The organism is Streptomyces sp. NPDC058335 (genome assembly GCF_042723915.1).
Lineage (GTDB): Bacteria > Actinomycetota > Actinomycetes > Streptomycetales > Streptomycetaceae > Streptomyces.
Window position 1 is genome coordinate 132,663 of the sequence record NZ_JBHXHX010000008.1, and the last position, 13,712, is coordinate 146,374.

14 protein-coding genes are annotated in these 13,712 nt (G+C 72.0%); 6 read left to right on the top strand and 8 right to left on the bottom strand.

The genetic code is table 11. The features are described 5' to 3' along the window. Positions 1 to 28: 28 nt before the first annotated feature. From ACFWJX_RS17360 to ACFWJX_RS17370, 3 genes are all read right to left on the bottom strand, one after another. Positions 29 to 778, bottom strand: coding sequence for a cupin (locus tag ACFWJX_RS17360; RefSeq protein ID WP_383243287.1), 750 nt, complete (start codon positions 776 to 778; stop codon positions 29 to 31). A gap of 164 nt (positions 779 to 942) precedes the next feature. Continuing rightward, entirely contained in the window at positions 943 to 2,643 is a 1,701-nt protein-coding gene (locus ACFWJX_RS17365; RefSeq protein WP_383243289.1) for a cellulase family glycosylhydrolase, read from the bottom strand. Between the two features lie 233 nt (positions 2,644 to 2,876). Then, positions 2,877 to 4,535 (bottom strand): catalase, encoded by a 1,659-nt coding sequence (locus ACFWJX_RS17370; RefSeq protein ID WP_383243291.1) that lies wholly within the window; start codon positions 4,533 to 4,535, stop codon positions 2,877 to 2,879. A 211-nt stretch (positions 4,536 to 4,746) separates the two neighbouring features. On the opposite strand from ACFWJX_RS17370, the gene ACFWJX_RS17375 reads away from it, so the two are divergent. Continuing rightward, complete coding sequence (locus ACFWJX_RS17375) at positions 4,747 to 5,640, top strand: aminoglycoside phosphotransferase family protein (RefSeq protein ID WP_383243293.1); 894 nt, start codon at positions 4,747 to 4,749, stop codon at positions 5,638 to 5,640. A 16-nt stretch (positions 5,641 to 5,656) separates the two neighbouring features. Here the strand turns inward: ACFWJX_RS17375 and ACFWJX_RS17380 are convergent, their stop codons facing one another. Then, positions 5,657 to 6,139 (bottom strand): VOC family protein, encoded by a 483-nt coding sequence (locus ACFWJX_RS17380; protein WP_383243296.1) that lies wholly within the window; start codon positions 6,137 to 6,139, stop codon positions 5,657 to 5,659. A 224-nt stretch (positions 6,140 to 6,363) separates the two neighbouring features. Between ACFWJX_RS17380 and ACFWJX_RS17385 the strand changes: the two genes are divergently transcribed. Continuing rightward, positions 6,364 to 7,017, top strand: a complete 654-nt coding sequence (locus tag ACFWJX_RS17385) for an ATP-dependent Clp protease proteolytic subunit (protein WP_383243298.1) — start codon at positions 6,364 to 6,366, stop codon at positions 7,015 to 7,017. Position 7,018: 1 nt separating this feature from the next. After that, positions 7,019 to 7,621 (top strand): ClpP family protease, encoded by a 603-nt coding sequence (locus tag ACFWJX_RS17390; protein ID WP_383243301.1) that lies wholly within the window; start codon positions 7,019 to 7,021, stop codon positions 7,619 to 7,621. 21 nt (positions 7,622 to 7,642) lie between these two features. Here ACFWJX_RS17390 and ACFWJX_RS17395 read toward each other — a convergent pair whose 3' ends face one another. Next, positions 7,643 to 8,065, bottom strand: coding sequence for a helix-turn-helix domain-containing protein (locus tag ACFWJX_RS17395; RefSeq protein ID WP_383243304.1), 423 nt, complete (start codon positions 8,063 to 8,065; stop codon positions 7,643 to 7,645). A gap of 94 nt (positions 8,066 to 8,159) precedes the next feature. Continuing rightward, positions 8,160 to 8,555, bottom strand: a complete 396-nt coding sequence (locus ACFWJX_RS17400) for a hypothetical protein (RefSeq protein ID WP_383243307.1) — start codon at positions 8,553 to 8,555, stop codon at positions 8,160 to 8,162. A 95-nt stretch (positions 8,556 to 8,650) separates the two neighbouring features. On the opposite strand from ACFWJX_RS17400, the gene ACFWJX_RS17405 reads away from it, so the two are divergent. Beyond that, positions 8,651 to 9,430 (top strand): class I SAM-dependent methyltransferase, encoded by a 780-nt coding sequence (locus ACFWJX_RS17405; RefSeq protein WP_383243310.1) that lies wholly within the window; start codon positions 8,651 to 8,653, stop codon positions 9,428 to 9,430. 142 nt (positions 9,431 to 9,572) lie between these two features. Next, positions 9,573 to 10,460 (top strand): RNA polymerase sigma factor SigF, encoded by an 888-nt coding sequence (locus ACFWJX_RS17410; protein ID WP_383243312.1) that lies wholly within the window; start codon positions 9,573 to 9,575, stop codon positions 10,458 to 10,460. A 25-nt stretch (positions 10,461 to 10,485) separates the two neighbouring features. Here ACFWJX_RS17410 and ACFWJX_RS17415 read toward each other — a convergent pair whose 3' ends face one another. Both ACFWJX_RS17415 and ACFWJX_RS17420 read right to left on the bottom strand, forming a co-directional pair. After that, complete coding sequence (locus ACFWJX_RS17415; protein ID WP_383243315.1) at positions 10,486 to 10,941, bottom strand: ATP-binding protein; 456 nt, start codon at positions 10,939 to 10,941, stop codon at positions 10,486 to 10,488. A 108-nt stretch (positions 10,942 to 11,049) separates the two neighbouring features. Next, entirely contained in the window at positions 11,050 to 12,267 is a 1,218-nt protein-coding gene (locus ACFWJX_RS17420; protein WP_383243318.1) for a DUF6777 domain-containing protein, read from the bottom strand. A 164-nt stretch (positions 12,268 to 12,431) separates the two neighbouring features. On the opposite strand from ACFWJX_RS17420, the gene ACFWJX_RS17425 reads away from it, so the two are divergent. Then, positions 12,432 to 13,709, top strand: coding sequence for a streptophobe family protein (locus ACFWJX_RS17425; RefSeq protein ID WP_383243320.1), 1,278 nt, complete (start codon positions 12,432 to 12,434; stop codon positions 13,707 to 13,709). Positions 13,710 to 13,712 lie beyond the last annotated feature (3 nt).

A 13,712-nucleotide genomic window follows, 5' to 3' on the forward strand; every position in this document is an offset into this window, starting at 1 on the left:
CGAGTTCCTCCCGCTCCCCTGCCGAAGGTCACACCACCGTCGTGCCCGGCAGCGTGTACTCGTCCCTGCGGCCGCACATCCCGAAGCCTTCGAGCCGGGTCGGCGCGGCTTGGAACGCGGTCGCGTCGCCGAGATACGAGGGCTCCCCCGCCGCCAGCGCGTCCAGCTGGGCGCCGGTGCGTTCGGCCGTGGCCAGCGCACCCGCCCGCCACAGCCCGCGCCACACCGACACCCTCTCGCGCACCAGTCCGGCGGCCGCCCGCTGGAAGGCGCGGAACGGTTCGGCGTCCCCGGCGACGAGCGCTTTCCGCAGGTCGAGGTAGCCCTCGACCGCGAGGTCCCGGCGGCGGCGTGCGGCCATCGCCACCTCCGCGCCGGTGCCGGGCGGGAGCGCCGCGGCGGCCGCGTACCTCTCCGGATCGGCGAGCACCTCGGGCGGGAACGTGAAGACGGCGTCCCCGGCCTCGGGCAGCCCGCTGTTCTGCATCAGCACCGTGACGCGCAGACCGCCGCCCTGCACCATCCGGTGCACGGTGCCCGGTGTGAACCAGGCCACCGAGCCGGGCTCCAGGGGGATGTCCCGGTAGCCGTCGGGGCTCAGGGTCTGCACCGCACCCCGGCCGCCGGTGACGACGTACGCCTCCGTGCACACCAGGTGCAGATGAGGGCTGCCGCCGCAGACACCGTCGGCCGCCTCCCAGTCGTACGCGGTCAGGTGGGACAGGCCGACGGCGCCGGGCAGCGGGTGCGGCAGCGCGGACTCGGACTCGCTCACCACGGCGGACCCCTCAGGCTAGAAAGCGCTTACTCCCCTCTTTTGAGCCTAGGTCAGCGGCCGGGCCAGGACAAGCCCGGCCGCCTGTGCGCGGCCGGCACCCCTGGATCCCTGACATGCCTCGGCCGGCGGGGGCCCGATGCCCTCGCCGGCCGACGTCAAGCGGCTCAACCAGTGGTGCAGGCGGTGCCGTTGAGGGTGAATGCGGTCGGTGCCGTGTTGGTGGTGCCCTTGGTGCCGATGAAGCCGACGGTCACCGTGCCGCCGACCGGGACGGCCGAGGTGTAGGCAGCCGCGGCCACGCTGACGGTGTTCCCGGTCTGGGTGGGGGTCCCGCCCCACATGTTGGACACCGTCTGGCCGTCGGCGAAGGCGAAGGCGAGGGTCCAGCCGCTGACCGGCGCCGTGCCGGTGTTGCGGAGGGCGATCTCGCCCTGGAAACCGCCGGGCCACTGCCCCACCACGCGGTAGCCGACCGAGCACGCCGCGCCCGGGGTGCCGCCGTCCTCGTCCGTGGTGACGTTCACGGTGGCGGAGCGTGCCGAGCGGTTGCCGGCCGCGTCACGGGCGTGGACGGCGAACGTGTACGCCGTGTCCGGGGTGAGGCCCGTCAGGGTCGCGGTGTTCGTCGTGGACGCGGCGACCGTCGTCTCCGTACCGCCGCTGAGCCGTACGACGTCGTAACCGGTTACGCCAACGTTGTCCGTGGCCGCGCCCCAGGTGAGGGTCGCGGAGGTGGCCGAGACGGCGGAGGCCACCGGAGCGCCGGGGGCGGTCGGTGCCTGGGTGTCGCCCGGATTGCCGCCGCCGAACACGGTGGCTTCCTCGGCGGTCTGGGCGATGCCGTTGACGCCGTTGAAGATGCGCTGGCCCCAGGAGCTGAGGCGGGTCGGGTCGAAGTCGATCGCGAGGTCGAGGATCGGGTCGGTGTTGCCGCTCCAGGACCAGGCCAGGTAGCCGAGGTCGAACTGTTCGGCTGCGGCCATCATGGTGTCCTCGTCGGGGTCGCCCCACTGGTCGGCGGGTCCACCGAACTCTCCGATGAGGAGGGGTAGTTCGGCGCTGACGAAGGCGTTGAGGTAGTCGGTGATCTCCGCCGCGGTGTCGAAGACGCTGTACATGTGGATGGAGAAGATCAGGTTGCCGGTGGGGTCGGCGTCGTAGACGGTCCGGGCGTTGGCTCGCATGACGCCCTGCCAGTCCTGTCCCCAGTTCGGAGCGTCGACCATGATCGTGTGCTGGAAACCGGCGTTGCGGAGCTTCTTCACGGCGGCGACCGTCGGGTCGGTCCAGCCCTCGGGGGCGGTGTTGCCCCAGGGCTCGTTGCCGATGTTGACGATGACGTAGTCCTCCTGGCCGGCCAGGACGTCCTTCAGGCTGATCCAGTAGTCGGCGGCGTGGTCGAGGGTGCCGGCGGCGGCCTCCTCGCCGTAGCCGGTGGTGTCGTGCACCTCCAGGACGCAGATGAGGCGGTTGGCCTTGCACTGGCCGATGACGGCGGCCACGTCCTCGGGGGTGTTCCTGGTCCAGCGGTGGCCGTCGGAGAGGACGACGCGCACGGTGTTGGCGCCCAGCGCCTTGACGTCGGCGAGGGACTGGGTCTCGCCGGGGTACCAGGTGTGGGCGTGGTTGACGCCGCGCATGACGAAGTCGTTGCCGTTGCCCTCCAGCAGACGGCCGTCGCTGATGTGCAGGCCGGTGGCGAGGGCGCGGGGGGACTCGGCGGCCTGTACGCCGGCCGGGGCGAGGAAGCCCAAGGCGACGGCGAGTGCGAACAGGCCGGCCAGGACCGGCAGACGTGCCGGGGCGGGCGGACCGGCGGGGGCGGACAGGAACCTCTTTCGTGTCGTGCTGCGTGCTCTTCTCACTGCGACTCCAGGAGTGAGCGCCAGAAACTCAGGCATCGAAGGATGGGTGGGAGCGCTCCCATGAAGCCACTGCGACCAGTACACGTCAAGGCATCGCGCACAGGTCGTCGGCCCCTCCGCCACTCGGACGGGGTGGCCGACGACCTGTTTCCGGACCGGTTTCCGGCGTTTTCCGCCGCGGATCCCCAACGGACGTCCGCCGCGGTCTCCCGGACGGCTGCCGCCGCGGTCTCTCAGCGGGTCACGACATGCCGCTCGTCCGGGACGCAGTGGGTCATGGTGAGGCCGTCCACATCGCGGGGCGGGTTCTTGCCCAGGTGCGCGAGCCGGTCGCGGTCCTCGTCGGTCAGGTCCTGGCTGGCCAGGGGTTCGAGGCCGGCGACATCGTCCGGGGTGATGCCGAGGCCTTCACCGATCCTGAGTCCGAGGTCGTTCTCGACCAGGAGGAAGTGCCACACCATGCGTTCCTGCACCGCCCGGTCGCACTGGGCGAGCGCCGAGGTGAGGTTCTTGACCAGATCGTCCCGCTCCCACTGGTCCATCAGCAGATAGCGCTGCCCGGCCTGCTGGTAGTCGTTGGTGCGCGGGATCCGCTTGCGGGTGAGCCGGCCGTGGATCTCCGGCCCCTGCTCGTCGTGCGTGGGGAACTCACCCTCCCGCAGTCCGCCCGTGATCGAGGGTTCGTAGTTGACGCTCGGATTCTCCCCGCCGCCGTCGACGTGGTACGTCATCTGGCCGTCGCGCTGGTTGGTGCGCACCTCGGCGTTCTTCGCATGGTTGACCGGCAGCTGGAGGTAGTTGGGGCCGACGCGGTGGCGCTGGGTGTCGCTGTAGGAGAAGGTGCGGCCGACGAGCATCTTGTCGTCGGAGAAGTCCAGGCCGTCGACGAGGACTCCGGTGCCGAAGGAGATCTGCTCGTTCTCGGCGAAGAAGTTCTCCGGCATCCGGTTCAGCACCATCTTGCCGACCGGCTTGGGCGGGAACTCCTGCTCGGGCCAGGTCTTGGTGTCGTCGAGCGGGTCGAAGTCCAGCTCCGGGTGCTCACCGTCGTCCATCATCTGCACGAGCAGCTCCCACTCGGGGTGGTCGCCGCGCGCGACGCTCTCGTACAGGTCCTTGGTGGCATGGCCGAGGGAGTCGGCCTGCACGTTCGCGGCGTCCTCCTCGGTCATGCTGCGCACCCCCGCCTTGGGCATCCAGTGGTACTTGACCAGCTTGGTCCCGCCCTCGGCGTCGACCCACTTGTAGGTGTTGACGCCGAAGCCCTGCATATGGCGGTAGTCGGCGGGGATGCCGCGCGGGCTGAACAGGTTGACCAGCATGTGCATGGCCTCGGGCGTCTGCGACATGAAGTCGAAGATGCGGCGCGGCTGCTGCTCGAAGGTGACCGGGTCGGGCTTGAGGGCGTGGATGACGTCCGGGAACTTGATCGCGTCCCGGATGAAGAAGACGCCCAGGTTGTTGCCGACGAGGTCCCAGTTGCCGTCCTCGGTGTAGAACTTCACCGCGAAGCCGCGCGGGTCCCGGGCGGCCTCGGAGGAGTCGCGGCCGCCGATCACCGTGGAGAAGCGGACCGCCAGGTCGGTGCGCCTGCCGCGCTCCTGGAACAGCTTGGCGCGGGTGTACCGGCTGATCGGCTCGTCGCCCCAGGCGCCGTACGCCTCGAAGTAGCCGTACGCCGTGACGCCGCGGGCGTGGACGACGCGCTCGGGGATGCGCTCCCGGTCGAAGTGGCTGATCTTCTCGAGGAACTGGTAGTTCTCCAGCGTGGCGGGGCCCCGGGCGCCGACGGTGCGCTGGTTCTGGTTGTCGTAGACCGGGTGCCCCTGCCGGTTGGTGAGCACCTTCCGGTCGTCGTCGCGATCGGGCCCCTTGCTCGATACGTCGGTCATGTCCATGCGCTCCTTCACATTGGATCCCGCTGTCACGGGGTGCGGGGTTGCCGGGCAACCACCGCCGGATCTCGGAGGACGGTCCGGGTACCCGGTGAGCCGGGAAGAGTCGTCCGTGTCAGCTTGGGTCCGGACGCGGGGCACTGCATCCGGAGCCCCGCCCCGCAATTTCGTTGGACAGCCGTCGCGCCGATCACCTGGAATGAGCGGCATGTGTGCTGTGAAGATGCGCCCGGACGAGGTCGACGTGGACTCCGCGCTGGTACGGCGGCTCGTGGCCGCGCAGTTCCCGCGGTGGGCCTCACTGCCCGTGCAGCGGCTGGCGTCCTCCGGGACGGAGAACGCGATGTTCCGGCTGGGCGTGGACAAGGTGGTGCGGCTGCCCCGGTATCCGGGGGCGGTGGAGAGCGTGGCGTACGAGCGGCACTGGCTGGAGCGGCTGGGGCCGCGACTGTCTGTGGCCGCGCCGGTGCCGCTGGCGCAGGGCGGTCCCGGTGAGGGGTTCCCCTGGCCGTGGTCCGTCTACCGGTGGCTGGACGGCCGTAATCCCGTCGCGGGAGGCCTGGAGCGGCCGGAGGCGCTGGCCGCGGACCTGGGGGCGTTCGTCGCCGGGCTGCGCCGGGTCGACGCGCGGGGCGGGCCGCGCGGGTACCGGGGTGTGCCGCTGGCGGAACGGGACGCGCCCACCCGCTCGGCCCTCGCCCAGCTGGAGGGCCGGATCGACGTCGCCGCGGTCACCGCCCTGTGGGAGGAGGCGCTGCGCGCGCCCGGCCGTACGGCGCCGCCCGCGTGGGCCCACGGCGATCTGTCGCCGGGGAACGTACTGGTCGCGGACGGCCGGCTCGCCGCGGTGATCGACTTCGGCTGTGTGGGGGTCGGGGACCCGGCCGTCGATCTGATCGTGGCGTGGAACCTGCTGCCGGCGTCGGCCCGCGCCGGCTTCCGGGAGGCGGTGGGCGCGGACGACGCCGAGTGGGCACGCGGCCGGGGGTGGGCGCTGTCGGTCTCGCTGATCCAGCTGCCGTACTACTGGGAGACCAACCCGCCCCTGGCGGAGAACTCCTGGCATGTGATCAAGGAGATCCTGGCGGAGGCCGGAGGCTGACGGGGATCCGGCGCCCCTACTCCCCGGCGTACGCCTTACGCAGGGCGGCGATGTCGAGCTTGCCCATGGAGAGCATGGCCTTCATGGCGCGGGCCGCCTTCTCCTGGTCCGGGTCGGTGACCATCTCGGTCAGCTCGGTGGGCACGACCTGCCAGGACACGCCGTACCTGTCCTTGAGCCAGCCGCAGGGGCCGTGCTCGCCGCCGCCCTCGACGAGCTTGTTCCAGTAGTAGTCGACCTCTTCCTGGTCGGCGCAGTCGATCTGGAAGGAGATCGCCTCGTTGAACTTGAACTGCGGGCCGCCGTTGAGGCCGATGAACTTCTGGCCGTTGGCCGTGAACTCCACGGTGACCACGGAGCCGGCGGGGCCCGGACCCGCCTCGGTGTAGCGGGCGACGGTGCCGACACTGGAGTTCTTGAAGATCGACACGTAGTGGTGGGCGGCTTCCTCCGCCTGGCCGTCGAACCAGAGACACGTGGTGAATCCGTCGGTGGTCATGAGTTCCTCCGGGAGCGCGAGAGTGCGTGGAGCGCGGTCATCAATGTCGACCGGTCCGCGCCCCGAAACTCATCGCTCGAAGGCGTACGCGTTCGACCGGGTTCGCCCTCTGCTGTCGGCGAATCTGCCCAGGGCAGGGAAATCCGACACGGGGGCGGTCACGCGCCGAGAGTGGGTGGCGCGGCAGGGGATGCTGCCGCACCACCCCTCGACAAGGAGCGCCCATGTCCCCGTTCCCCGCCGGTCCCGCGCCGGCCCTGCTGCCTCGGGCCGAGGAGGGCGAGACCTCTCCCGGCCGCTTCGACGACCAGCTCGCGGCCCAACTGCTGAACCAGCGCATCGTGTTGCTCGGCACCCAGGTCGACGAGGTGTCCGCGAACCGGGTCTGCGCACAGTTGCTGATCCTGTCGGCGGAGGACCCGCGCACCGACATCAGCCTGTACATCAACAGCCCCGGCGGCTCGGTCCACGCGGGTCTGGCCATCTACGACACGATGCGGCTCGTCCCCAACGACGTCTCGACGCTGGCGATGGGGTTCGCGGCGAGCATGGGGCAGTTCCTGCTGAGCGTCGGTACGGCGGGCAAGCGGTACGCGCTGCCGAACGCGCGCGTCATGATGCACCAGCCGTCGGCCGGGATCGGCGGCACCACCGCGGACATCGAGATCCAGGCGGAGAACCTGGAGTTCACCAAGCGGACCATCGAGCGGATCACCGCCGAGCACACCGGTCAGAGCCCGGAGACCATCTCCCGGGACGGCGACCGCGACCGCTGGTTCACGGCCGAGGAGGCCAGGGAGTACGGCATCGTCGACCGGGTCGTGGAGTCGCTGGCCGACGTCCGCCCGGCCGCCTCGAAGCGACGGATGGGGCTCTGACATGGGGACGTACACGATTCCGAACGTGGTCGAGCGGACTCCGCAGGGCGAGCGTTCCTACGACGTCTACAGCCGGCTGCTGGCCGAGCGGATCATCTTCCTCGGCACCGAGATCGACGACGGCGTCGCCAACGTCGTCATCGCGCAACTCCTCCATCTGGAGTCGTCGGCGCCGGAGAACGAGATCGCGATCTACATCAACTCGCCCGGCGGCTCGTTCACTTCGCTGATGGCGATCTACGACACGATGACGTTCGTGCAGGCGCCCATCGCGACGTTCTGCGTCGGCCAGGCGGCGTCCACCGCGGCCGTGCTGCTGGCGGGCGGGGACCCGGGGCGGCGGTTCGCGCTGGAGCACGCGCGGGTGCTGCTCGGGCAGCCGGCCAGTGGCGGGCGGCAGGGCACGGTGTCGGACCTGGCGCTCCAGGCCAAGGAGATGGTCCGCATCCGCGCCCAGGTCGAGGAGGTGCTGAGCCGGCACACCCACCACGACGTGGCGTCGCTGCGCGCGGACATGGACCGCGACAAGGTGTTCACCGCGCAGGAGGCGGTGGCGTACGGCCTGGCCGACGAGGTATTGGGCCGGCGCCCCGTGCGGGTGTGAGACGCCGGCCCGCCCGTGCCGTCAGGCGGCCAGGCAGAGTCCGTTGTGCGAGGACGTGGTCGCCCTACGGCTCGTGTGCGAGGTGTGCGAGGTGTGCGAGGTCCGGCTGGTGAGCCGGACCAGCTCGCCCTGGGCGCGCGCCAGCAGGTCGCCGAGGCTCAGGCCGAGCGCGCGGGCGGCGGCCGCCAGGACCTCCGAGGAGGCCTCCTTGCGGCCGCGCTCCACCTCCGACAGATATGGCATGGAGATGCGGGCGGTGTCGGCGACGTCCTTCAACGTGCGCTCCTGGGCCTGGCGTTCGCGGCGCAGGACGTCGCCGACCAGATCGCGCCAGAGAGGTTCTCTGGGGGTGGGCGGCCGGTCGGCGGGGCGGGCGGTTCCCGGGCGCTCCGCCGAGGGGCGCAGTGGGATCACGCGGGCGTGGTTCGGCGCTTGGTTGCTCACCTCCCCAGCCTAGGAGGACCGGCCGCCGCGGGGAGGGCCCCGGCGTTCCGCCCTCAGGGAAATCGCGGCCGGTCGACGGGCCGGGTGGGGAGGCTCACGGGCCGGGCGCGGAGTAGGAGGACTGCTGCTGGAGGGTGCCGTCCGTGGGCTGTTGCGTCATGGAGACGGCGGCCGCGCCCGCGAGGACGGTGGCGACGGCGGTGGCGGGCGCGGTCAGGGAGCCCCAGGAGCGGAAGGAGCGCACCAGCCGCCACTGCACGCCCGCGCGGGCCACCGGACGCCACTCCCAGTACATGCCGAGCACCAGGCAGAACACGATGAGCCAGCCGATGCGCAGCCCGCTCACGGCGCACAGCGCGGCGGGCGTCCATCGTCCGGCGACCTTCAGCGTATGGCCGGGCCAGTCCATGACGTCGCCCCGGCGCCCGCGGCCGCCCTCACCGGCTCCGGCGGCCGGCGCGCCCGCGCGTGGCTCCCCCGACGTGCTCATTCCGCCGCTCCCCGTGTGCGTGCCGTGAATGTAGCGCTCGGGTCGGCCGGGAGAGGAGACCCTGTGCAGGGCCGGTCACGGGAGGTGAGTATCCGATGCTGCGGGACACGTTCGACTCGGTGGCGGAACGGTACGACCGGGCTCGCCCCTCCTACCCCCCGGCGCTGGTGCGGCAGTTGGCCCGCGCCGCGGAACTCGGGCCGGATCGCCGGGTGCTGGAGATCGGGCCGGGGACGGGGCAGCTGACGCGCCCGCTGGCGGAGACGGGCTGCCGTCTCACCGCGGTCGAGCTGGGGCTGTCGCTGGCGGCGGTGGCCCGCCGCCACCTCGCCGCGTACCCCCGGGTGGAGGTCGTCGTCGGCGACTTCGACCGGTGGCCGCTGCCCGCCGAGCTGTTCGACCTCGTCGTCAGCGCGACCGCTTTCCACTGGCTCGATCCGGACGCACGGGTGGCGAAGACAGCCGACGCGCTGCGTCCGGGCGGGCTGCTGGCGCTGGTGACGACCCATCACGTCGCGGGCGGCAGCCTGGAGTTCTTCGCGCGGGCGCAACGCTGCTACGAGCGCTGGGACCCGGCCACACCGCCCGGCCTGCGCCTGGAGAGCGCGGACGAGACCGCCACGGACCTGCGGGAGCTGACCCGCGGCGCCCGTTTCGAGGACGTCACCGTCCGGCGTCACGAGCAGGACCTCCCGTACTCGGCCGACGACTATCTGGAGGTCCTGCTGACCTACTCGGGTCACCTCGCGCTCGACGAGCCGGCCCGCCGGGGACTGCTGGCGTGCATCCGCGGCCTCATCGAGTCGCGGCACGGCGGCAGCGTCACCAAGCGCTATCTGCACGAGCTGATCGTGGCCCGGCGGGCGGCGGGGTGAGCCGGATCCAAACCGGTGGCGTTTCGATGGGCATGCGTTGGCCGACTCTGGGTATTCGCACCGTGAGCGGGCTTGCAACACTCGGGCCCGCTCACGGACCGGGTACAACAGACGTCGAACCGTGACTTTCGTGGGAGAGGCAATGCACACCGCCGTGATCGGGTCGCAGGCACAGGTCGTCCAGGACACCGCCGGGACCAGCACGGGCGGCGCACCGCTGCCGGGAGTCGAGGACCCCAGGCGCGTGGCCCCCCGCGACGCACGAGAGCTGTCGCGTCAGTTCTTCAAGCGGCTGACGGAGCTGGAAGAGGGAACGCACGAGTACCAGTACGCGCGCAACACCCTCATCGAGATGAACATGTCGCTGGTGCGGTTCGCGGCCGGACGGTTCCGGGGACGCGGCGACGACATGGAGGACATCGTCCAGACCGGGATGATCGGCCTGATCAAGGCCATCGACCGGTTCGAGATCTCGCGCGAGGTCGAGTTCACCTCCTTCGCGCTGCCGTACATCGTGGGCGAGATCAAGCGGTTCTTCCGGGACACGACCTGGGCCGTGCACGTGCCGCGGCGGCTCCAGGAGCTGCGGGTGGAACTGGCCAAGGCGCGCGACGAACTCGCCAGCCGCCTGGACCGGGAGCCGACCGTCGCCGAACTGGCCACGCTGATGAACCTCGCGGAGCGCGAGGTGGTCGAGGCACAGATCGCGTCCAACGGCTACAACTCCTCCTCCCTGGACGCCGCCCTCACCGGCGACGGCCCGGAGGGCGGCGAGGCGGTGCTGGCCGACTTCATCGGCGTGGAGGAGGACGGGCTGCGGCTCGTCGAGGACTTCCACTCGCTGGCCCCGCTGATGGCGGAGCTGAGTGAGCGCGACCGGCAGATCCTCCATATGCGGTTCGTGGAGGAGGCCACCCAGGCGGAGATCGGTGAGCGGCTCGGCTGTTCCCAGATGCACGTCTCCCGCCTGATCAAGCGGATCATCCTGCGGTTGCGCGAGGGGATGCTGGGGGAGCTCGGCTGCGCCTGAGGGCATCCGCCCCTCGATCGAGGGCTCAGCCGGCGTCGAGCCCGAGGACGGCGCGGACGCGCTTGCCGACCGGGATGCGCTCGGCGGTGACCTCCGCGGCGAGGGCGTGCACGATCTCCAGTCCGTGCCGTCCGATGCGGCGGGGGTCCCTGGGGAACCGCAGGGGCAGCGCATCGCTGCTGTCGTACACGGCGACCGTCACCGACGTGTCGGTGCCCTCGAGTTCCAGGATGTACGGGCCGTTGCTGTGCCGGTCGGCGTTGGTGACCAGCTCGCTGACGACCAGCATCACGTCGTCGCCGAAGCGGTCGTCCATGCGGGCACACCACTCGGTCCTGAGCTGGTCGACGAAGTGTGCGGCGAAGTCGCGGGCCTCGGCGATGGAACCGGTTTCACCGGTGTAGTGCGCGGCTCGGCGGAGCGGTTCCACGGGTATGTCGAAACCGGTCGGTATCGCTGCCCCGCCCAGATGCTTGATCATGCTGTTCTCTCTCGGAGGCCGGACTGGCCGGACGCTGCTGCACCCATGCTGCTACCCCGTTCCGGGCCGCGCAGTCCCGCGCTCTCGGCTCGGTCGGCATGGGATGTCTCACAGTACGGGTGCACTCCCGAAAGACCGCGCGGGGGGCGAGGGCGGACCGGACCGGGAGGTGGTGTCGACCGCGTCGGAGGGCGTCCCGTCCTCTGTCCGCGGTTCGCTCGACGGCTCCGGCGACGGGGGCGGCTCCTCGGAGCTGGGGGGCGGCGAGGGGCTGGCCGAGCCCGGCGGGCACGAGGCGGCCGTCCCGTCCGCGCAGGGCGGGCCGGGGCTGCGGGAGGTCGACGGCGAGGTGGGCGGCGAGCTGGGCGAGGAGACGCTCGCGGACGGCTTCGGCGGGGTCACCGGGGGCTTGGTGGGCCGGTCCTTGCCGCCGGTGTCGCCGCGGTGGCGGGCGAACCAGCGGTCGTCGCCGGGGTCGTAGAGGACGAAGACGTCGATCACGGTCGTCGACGGGGTGACCACGACGACGTTCGAGGGGTGGTACGACGGCCAGGAGTCGCCGGTGCGCTTCGGGGTGGTCTGCTGCGCGACGGGCGGGGTGAGGGGGTTGCCGCAGGCGCAGCGCACGCGGGGCACGCCGCGGCTGTCGACGAGGACGGCGGTGCCGGACTGCAGGACGGCCTGATAGGGGGTGGCGGCGCCGTCGCGGTAGCCGTGGTTGGTGACGCGGGTGTCCATGCGCAGGTGCACGGGGGTGAGGGAGCGCAGGTGGGCGGGGACCTCGGCGGGGTCGATGCCGGGGACGGACGCGAACGCCCGGTTCTTGTCGGGGTCCGCCCGGAGTGCCTTGATCTGCTTCTCGACGTCGCAGGCGGTGACGTCCTGGGTGCCGCCGTACAGTCCGGGGGCGCCGCCGTCGACGCCCCGTACGGCGTTGGCGGGCGCGGAGGTGGTCGCCGGGGCCGTGGAGGCGGGCGGGGCCGAGGCGTCGGTGGCGGTGGACTCGGTGAAGGGGTCCGGTCCGGTTCTGCCCGCGGCCTGGAGGAAGACCTCGCTTTCGCCGCCGGAGCCACCGCCGTCGGAGCGGGTCGTCAGGACGAGCGCCACGGCCACGGCGACGACGAGGGCGGTGGTGAGCAGCGCGATGCGGGATGCGGACCGCCACCAGGGCCGGTGGGGCTCGGGCGCGCCGCCGGACGAGGTCGCGCCGCCGGAGGGCCCGTCCGGAGGCGGGGTGGGCGGTCCCGAGGGTGGCTGCGGGGGGCCCGACAGGGGCCCGGAGGGCGGTCCGGTGGGACGGCCGGAGGAGGGCGGTTCGACACTCACGAGCACTCCCGACGTGGGTCTCCCGCGACGCACCTCGGACAGCGGTGTGCGTCGCTTGCTCCACAACATCCATATTGTGCGCTTTTTTTATACTTCGCCCAGTAGCGGGCGCGGACGGCTCTCCCGGCAGGCGTACGGGCCGGGCGCTGCTTAGCGTGGCGAGGGTGAACCCGAACCTCTCCTCCGGCCAGGCGGTGGCCCGTCACGGCTGGGTGCAGGCGGTCGCCGCGGCACTGGCCGGGCTGATCGCCATGGGGATCACGGCCGCGCTGGGGCTGTGGGGAGCCGGCGCCGCCGATCTGCCCGACGCGGCCTACCCGAGGGTGGTCGCGGCGACCGTCGTCACAGCCGTCGGAGGTTCGATCGAACTCTCCGGGAACGCCGGGGCAATCGCCGACACACGGGCGGGCCTCACGGTGATCCCGCTGTCCGTGACGCTCGCCGGCGCCCTGGTGACGGCCGCCGGGTTCCTACGGCCGCTGCGGCACCGGGCGGTCGCCTCGGCGGCCGAGCTGGCCGGCTGGGCGGCCCGGATCGCCGTGGTGTGGCTGCTCGCCCTGCTGGCCCTGGCCCTCGCCGCCCGCCAGACGTTCGCGGTGTCGCTGGGCGACGCCACGCTGGACGACCTCGGTGAGGTGTTCGGCGTGACCCCGAGGGCCGGCTTCACCACCGACGTACCGCTCACGCTGCTGTTCGGGCTGCTGTGGCTGGCCGGTGTGCTCGTGCTGGCGCTGCTGGTCTCCCGCGGGGCTCCGCTGCCGCCGCGGCTGCTGCGCTTCCAGGAGTCGGTGCGGCCGGCGGCGTACGCGATGGTCGTGCTGCTGCTCGCGTGCGTCGCGCTGGGTGTCGTCATCGCGCTCGTGACCGCGGCGACCCGCGGCCGTGCCCCGGAGACCCTGGCGGTGGTCTTCCTCGGCCTGCCCAACCTGGTGTGGCTCGCGTTCACCATCGGGCTGGGCGCCACCTGGGAGGGCCGGGTGCAGGGGCCGTTCGGGCTGCCGATGCCGCATGTGCTGGACGAGGTGCTGCGCGGCTCGGAGACCGCCACGCTGAACCTGCGGACGCTCACCGAGCAGGACGGCCGGGTGTGGTGGCTCGTCGCCGTGGACGCGGTGCTGCTGCTGGCGGCGGGGTTCGTGATGGCGGCCCGCTCCCCGGCCCGGACGCCGGCCTGGCGGAACGCGGTGCACATGGCGGTGGCGCTGGTGCTGACGGTGCTGATGATCTGCCTCGTCGGCCGGATCTCCGCGCACTACGGCCTGACGCTGTTCGGCATCAGCGACCTGGGCGGCACGGGCCTCGCCGGTGACCTGTTCCTGCGCCCCCAGGTCTGGTCGGCGCTGGGCCTGGCCGCCCTGTGGGGACTGGTCGCCGGGTTCCTGGGCGCGCTGCCGGCACGGGGGACGGCCGGTCGGGGCAGGGTGGGCGACGGCGCCGGGTAGACC

Excerpts from the sequence above, each read along its gene's own strand:
- ACFWJX_RS17385 (WP_383243298.1), top strand. The coding sequence starts at position 6,364 with ATGTCCCCGTTCCCCGCCGGTCCCGCGCCGGCCCTGCTGCCTCGGGCC.
- ACFWJX_RS17370 (WP_383243291.1), bottom strand. The coding sequence starts at position 4,535 with ATGACCGACGTATCGAGCAAGGGGCCCGATCGCGACGACGACCGGAAG.
- ACFWJX_RS17375 (WP_383243293.1), top strand. The coding sequence starts at position 4,747 with ATGTGTGCTGTGAAGATGCGCCCGGACGAGGTCGACGTGGACTCCGCG.
- ACFWJX_RS17380 (WP_383243296.1), bottom strand. The coding sequence starts at position 6,139 with ATGACCACCGACGGATTCACCACGTGTCTCTGGTTCGACGGCCAGGCG.
- ACFWJX_RS17390 (WP_383243301.1), top strand. The coding sequence starts at position 7,019 with ATGGGGACGTACACGATTCCGAACGTGGTCGAGCGGACTCCGCAGGGC.
- ACFWJX_RS17410 (WP_383243312.1), top strand. The coding sequence starts at position 9,573 with ATGCACACCGCCGTGATCGGGTCGCAGGCACAGGTCGTCCAGGACACC.
- ACFWJX_RS17400 (WP_383243307.1), bottom strand. The coding sequence starts at position 8,555 with ATGAGCACGTCGGGGGAGCCACGCGCGGGCGCGCCGGCCGCCGGAGCC.
- ACFWJX_RS17415 (WP_383243315.1), bottom strand. The coding sequence starts at position 10,941 with ATGATCAAGCATCTGGGCGGGGCAGCGATACCGACCGGTTTCGACATA.
- ACFWJX_RS17405 (WP_383243310.1), top strand. The coding sequence starts at position 8,651 with ATGCTGCGGGACACGTTCGACTCGGTGGCGGAACGGTACGACCGGGCT.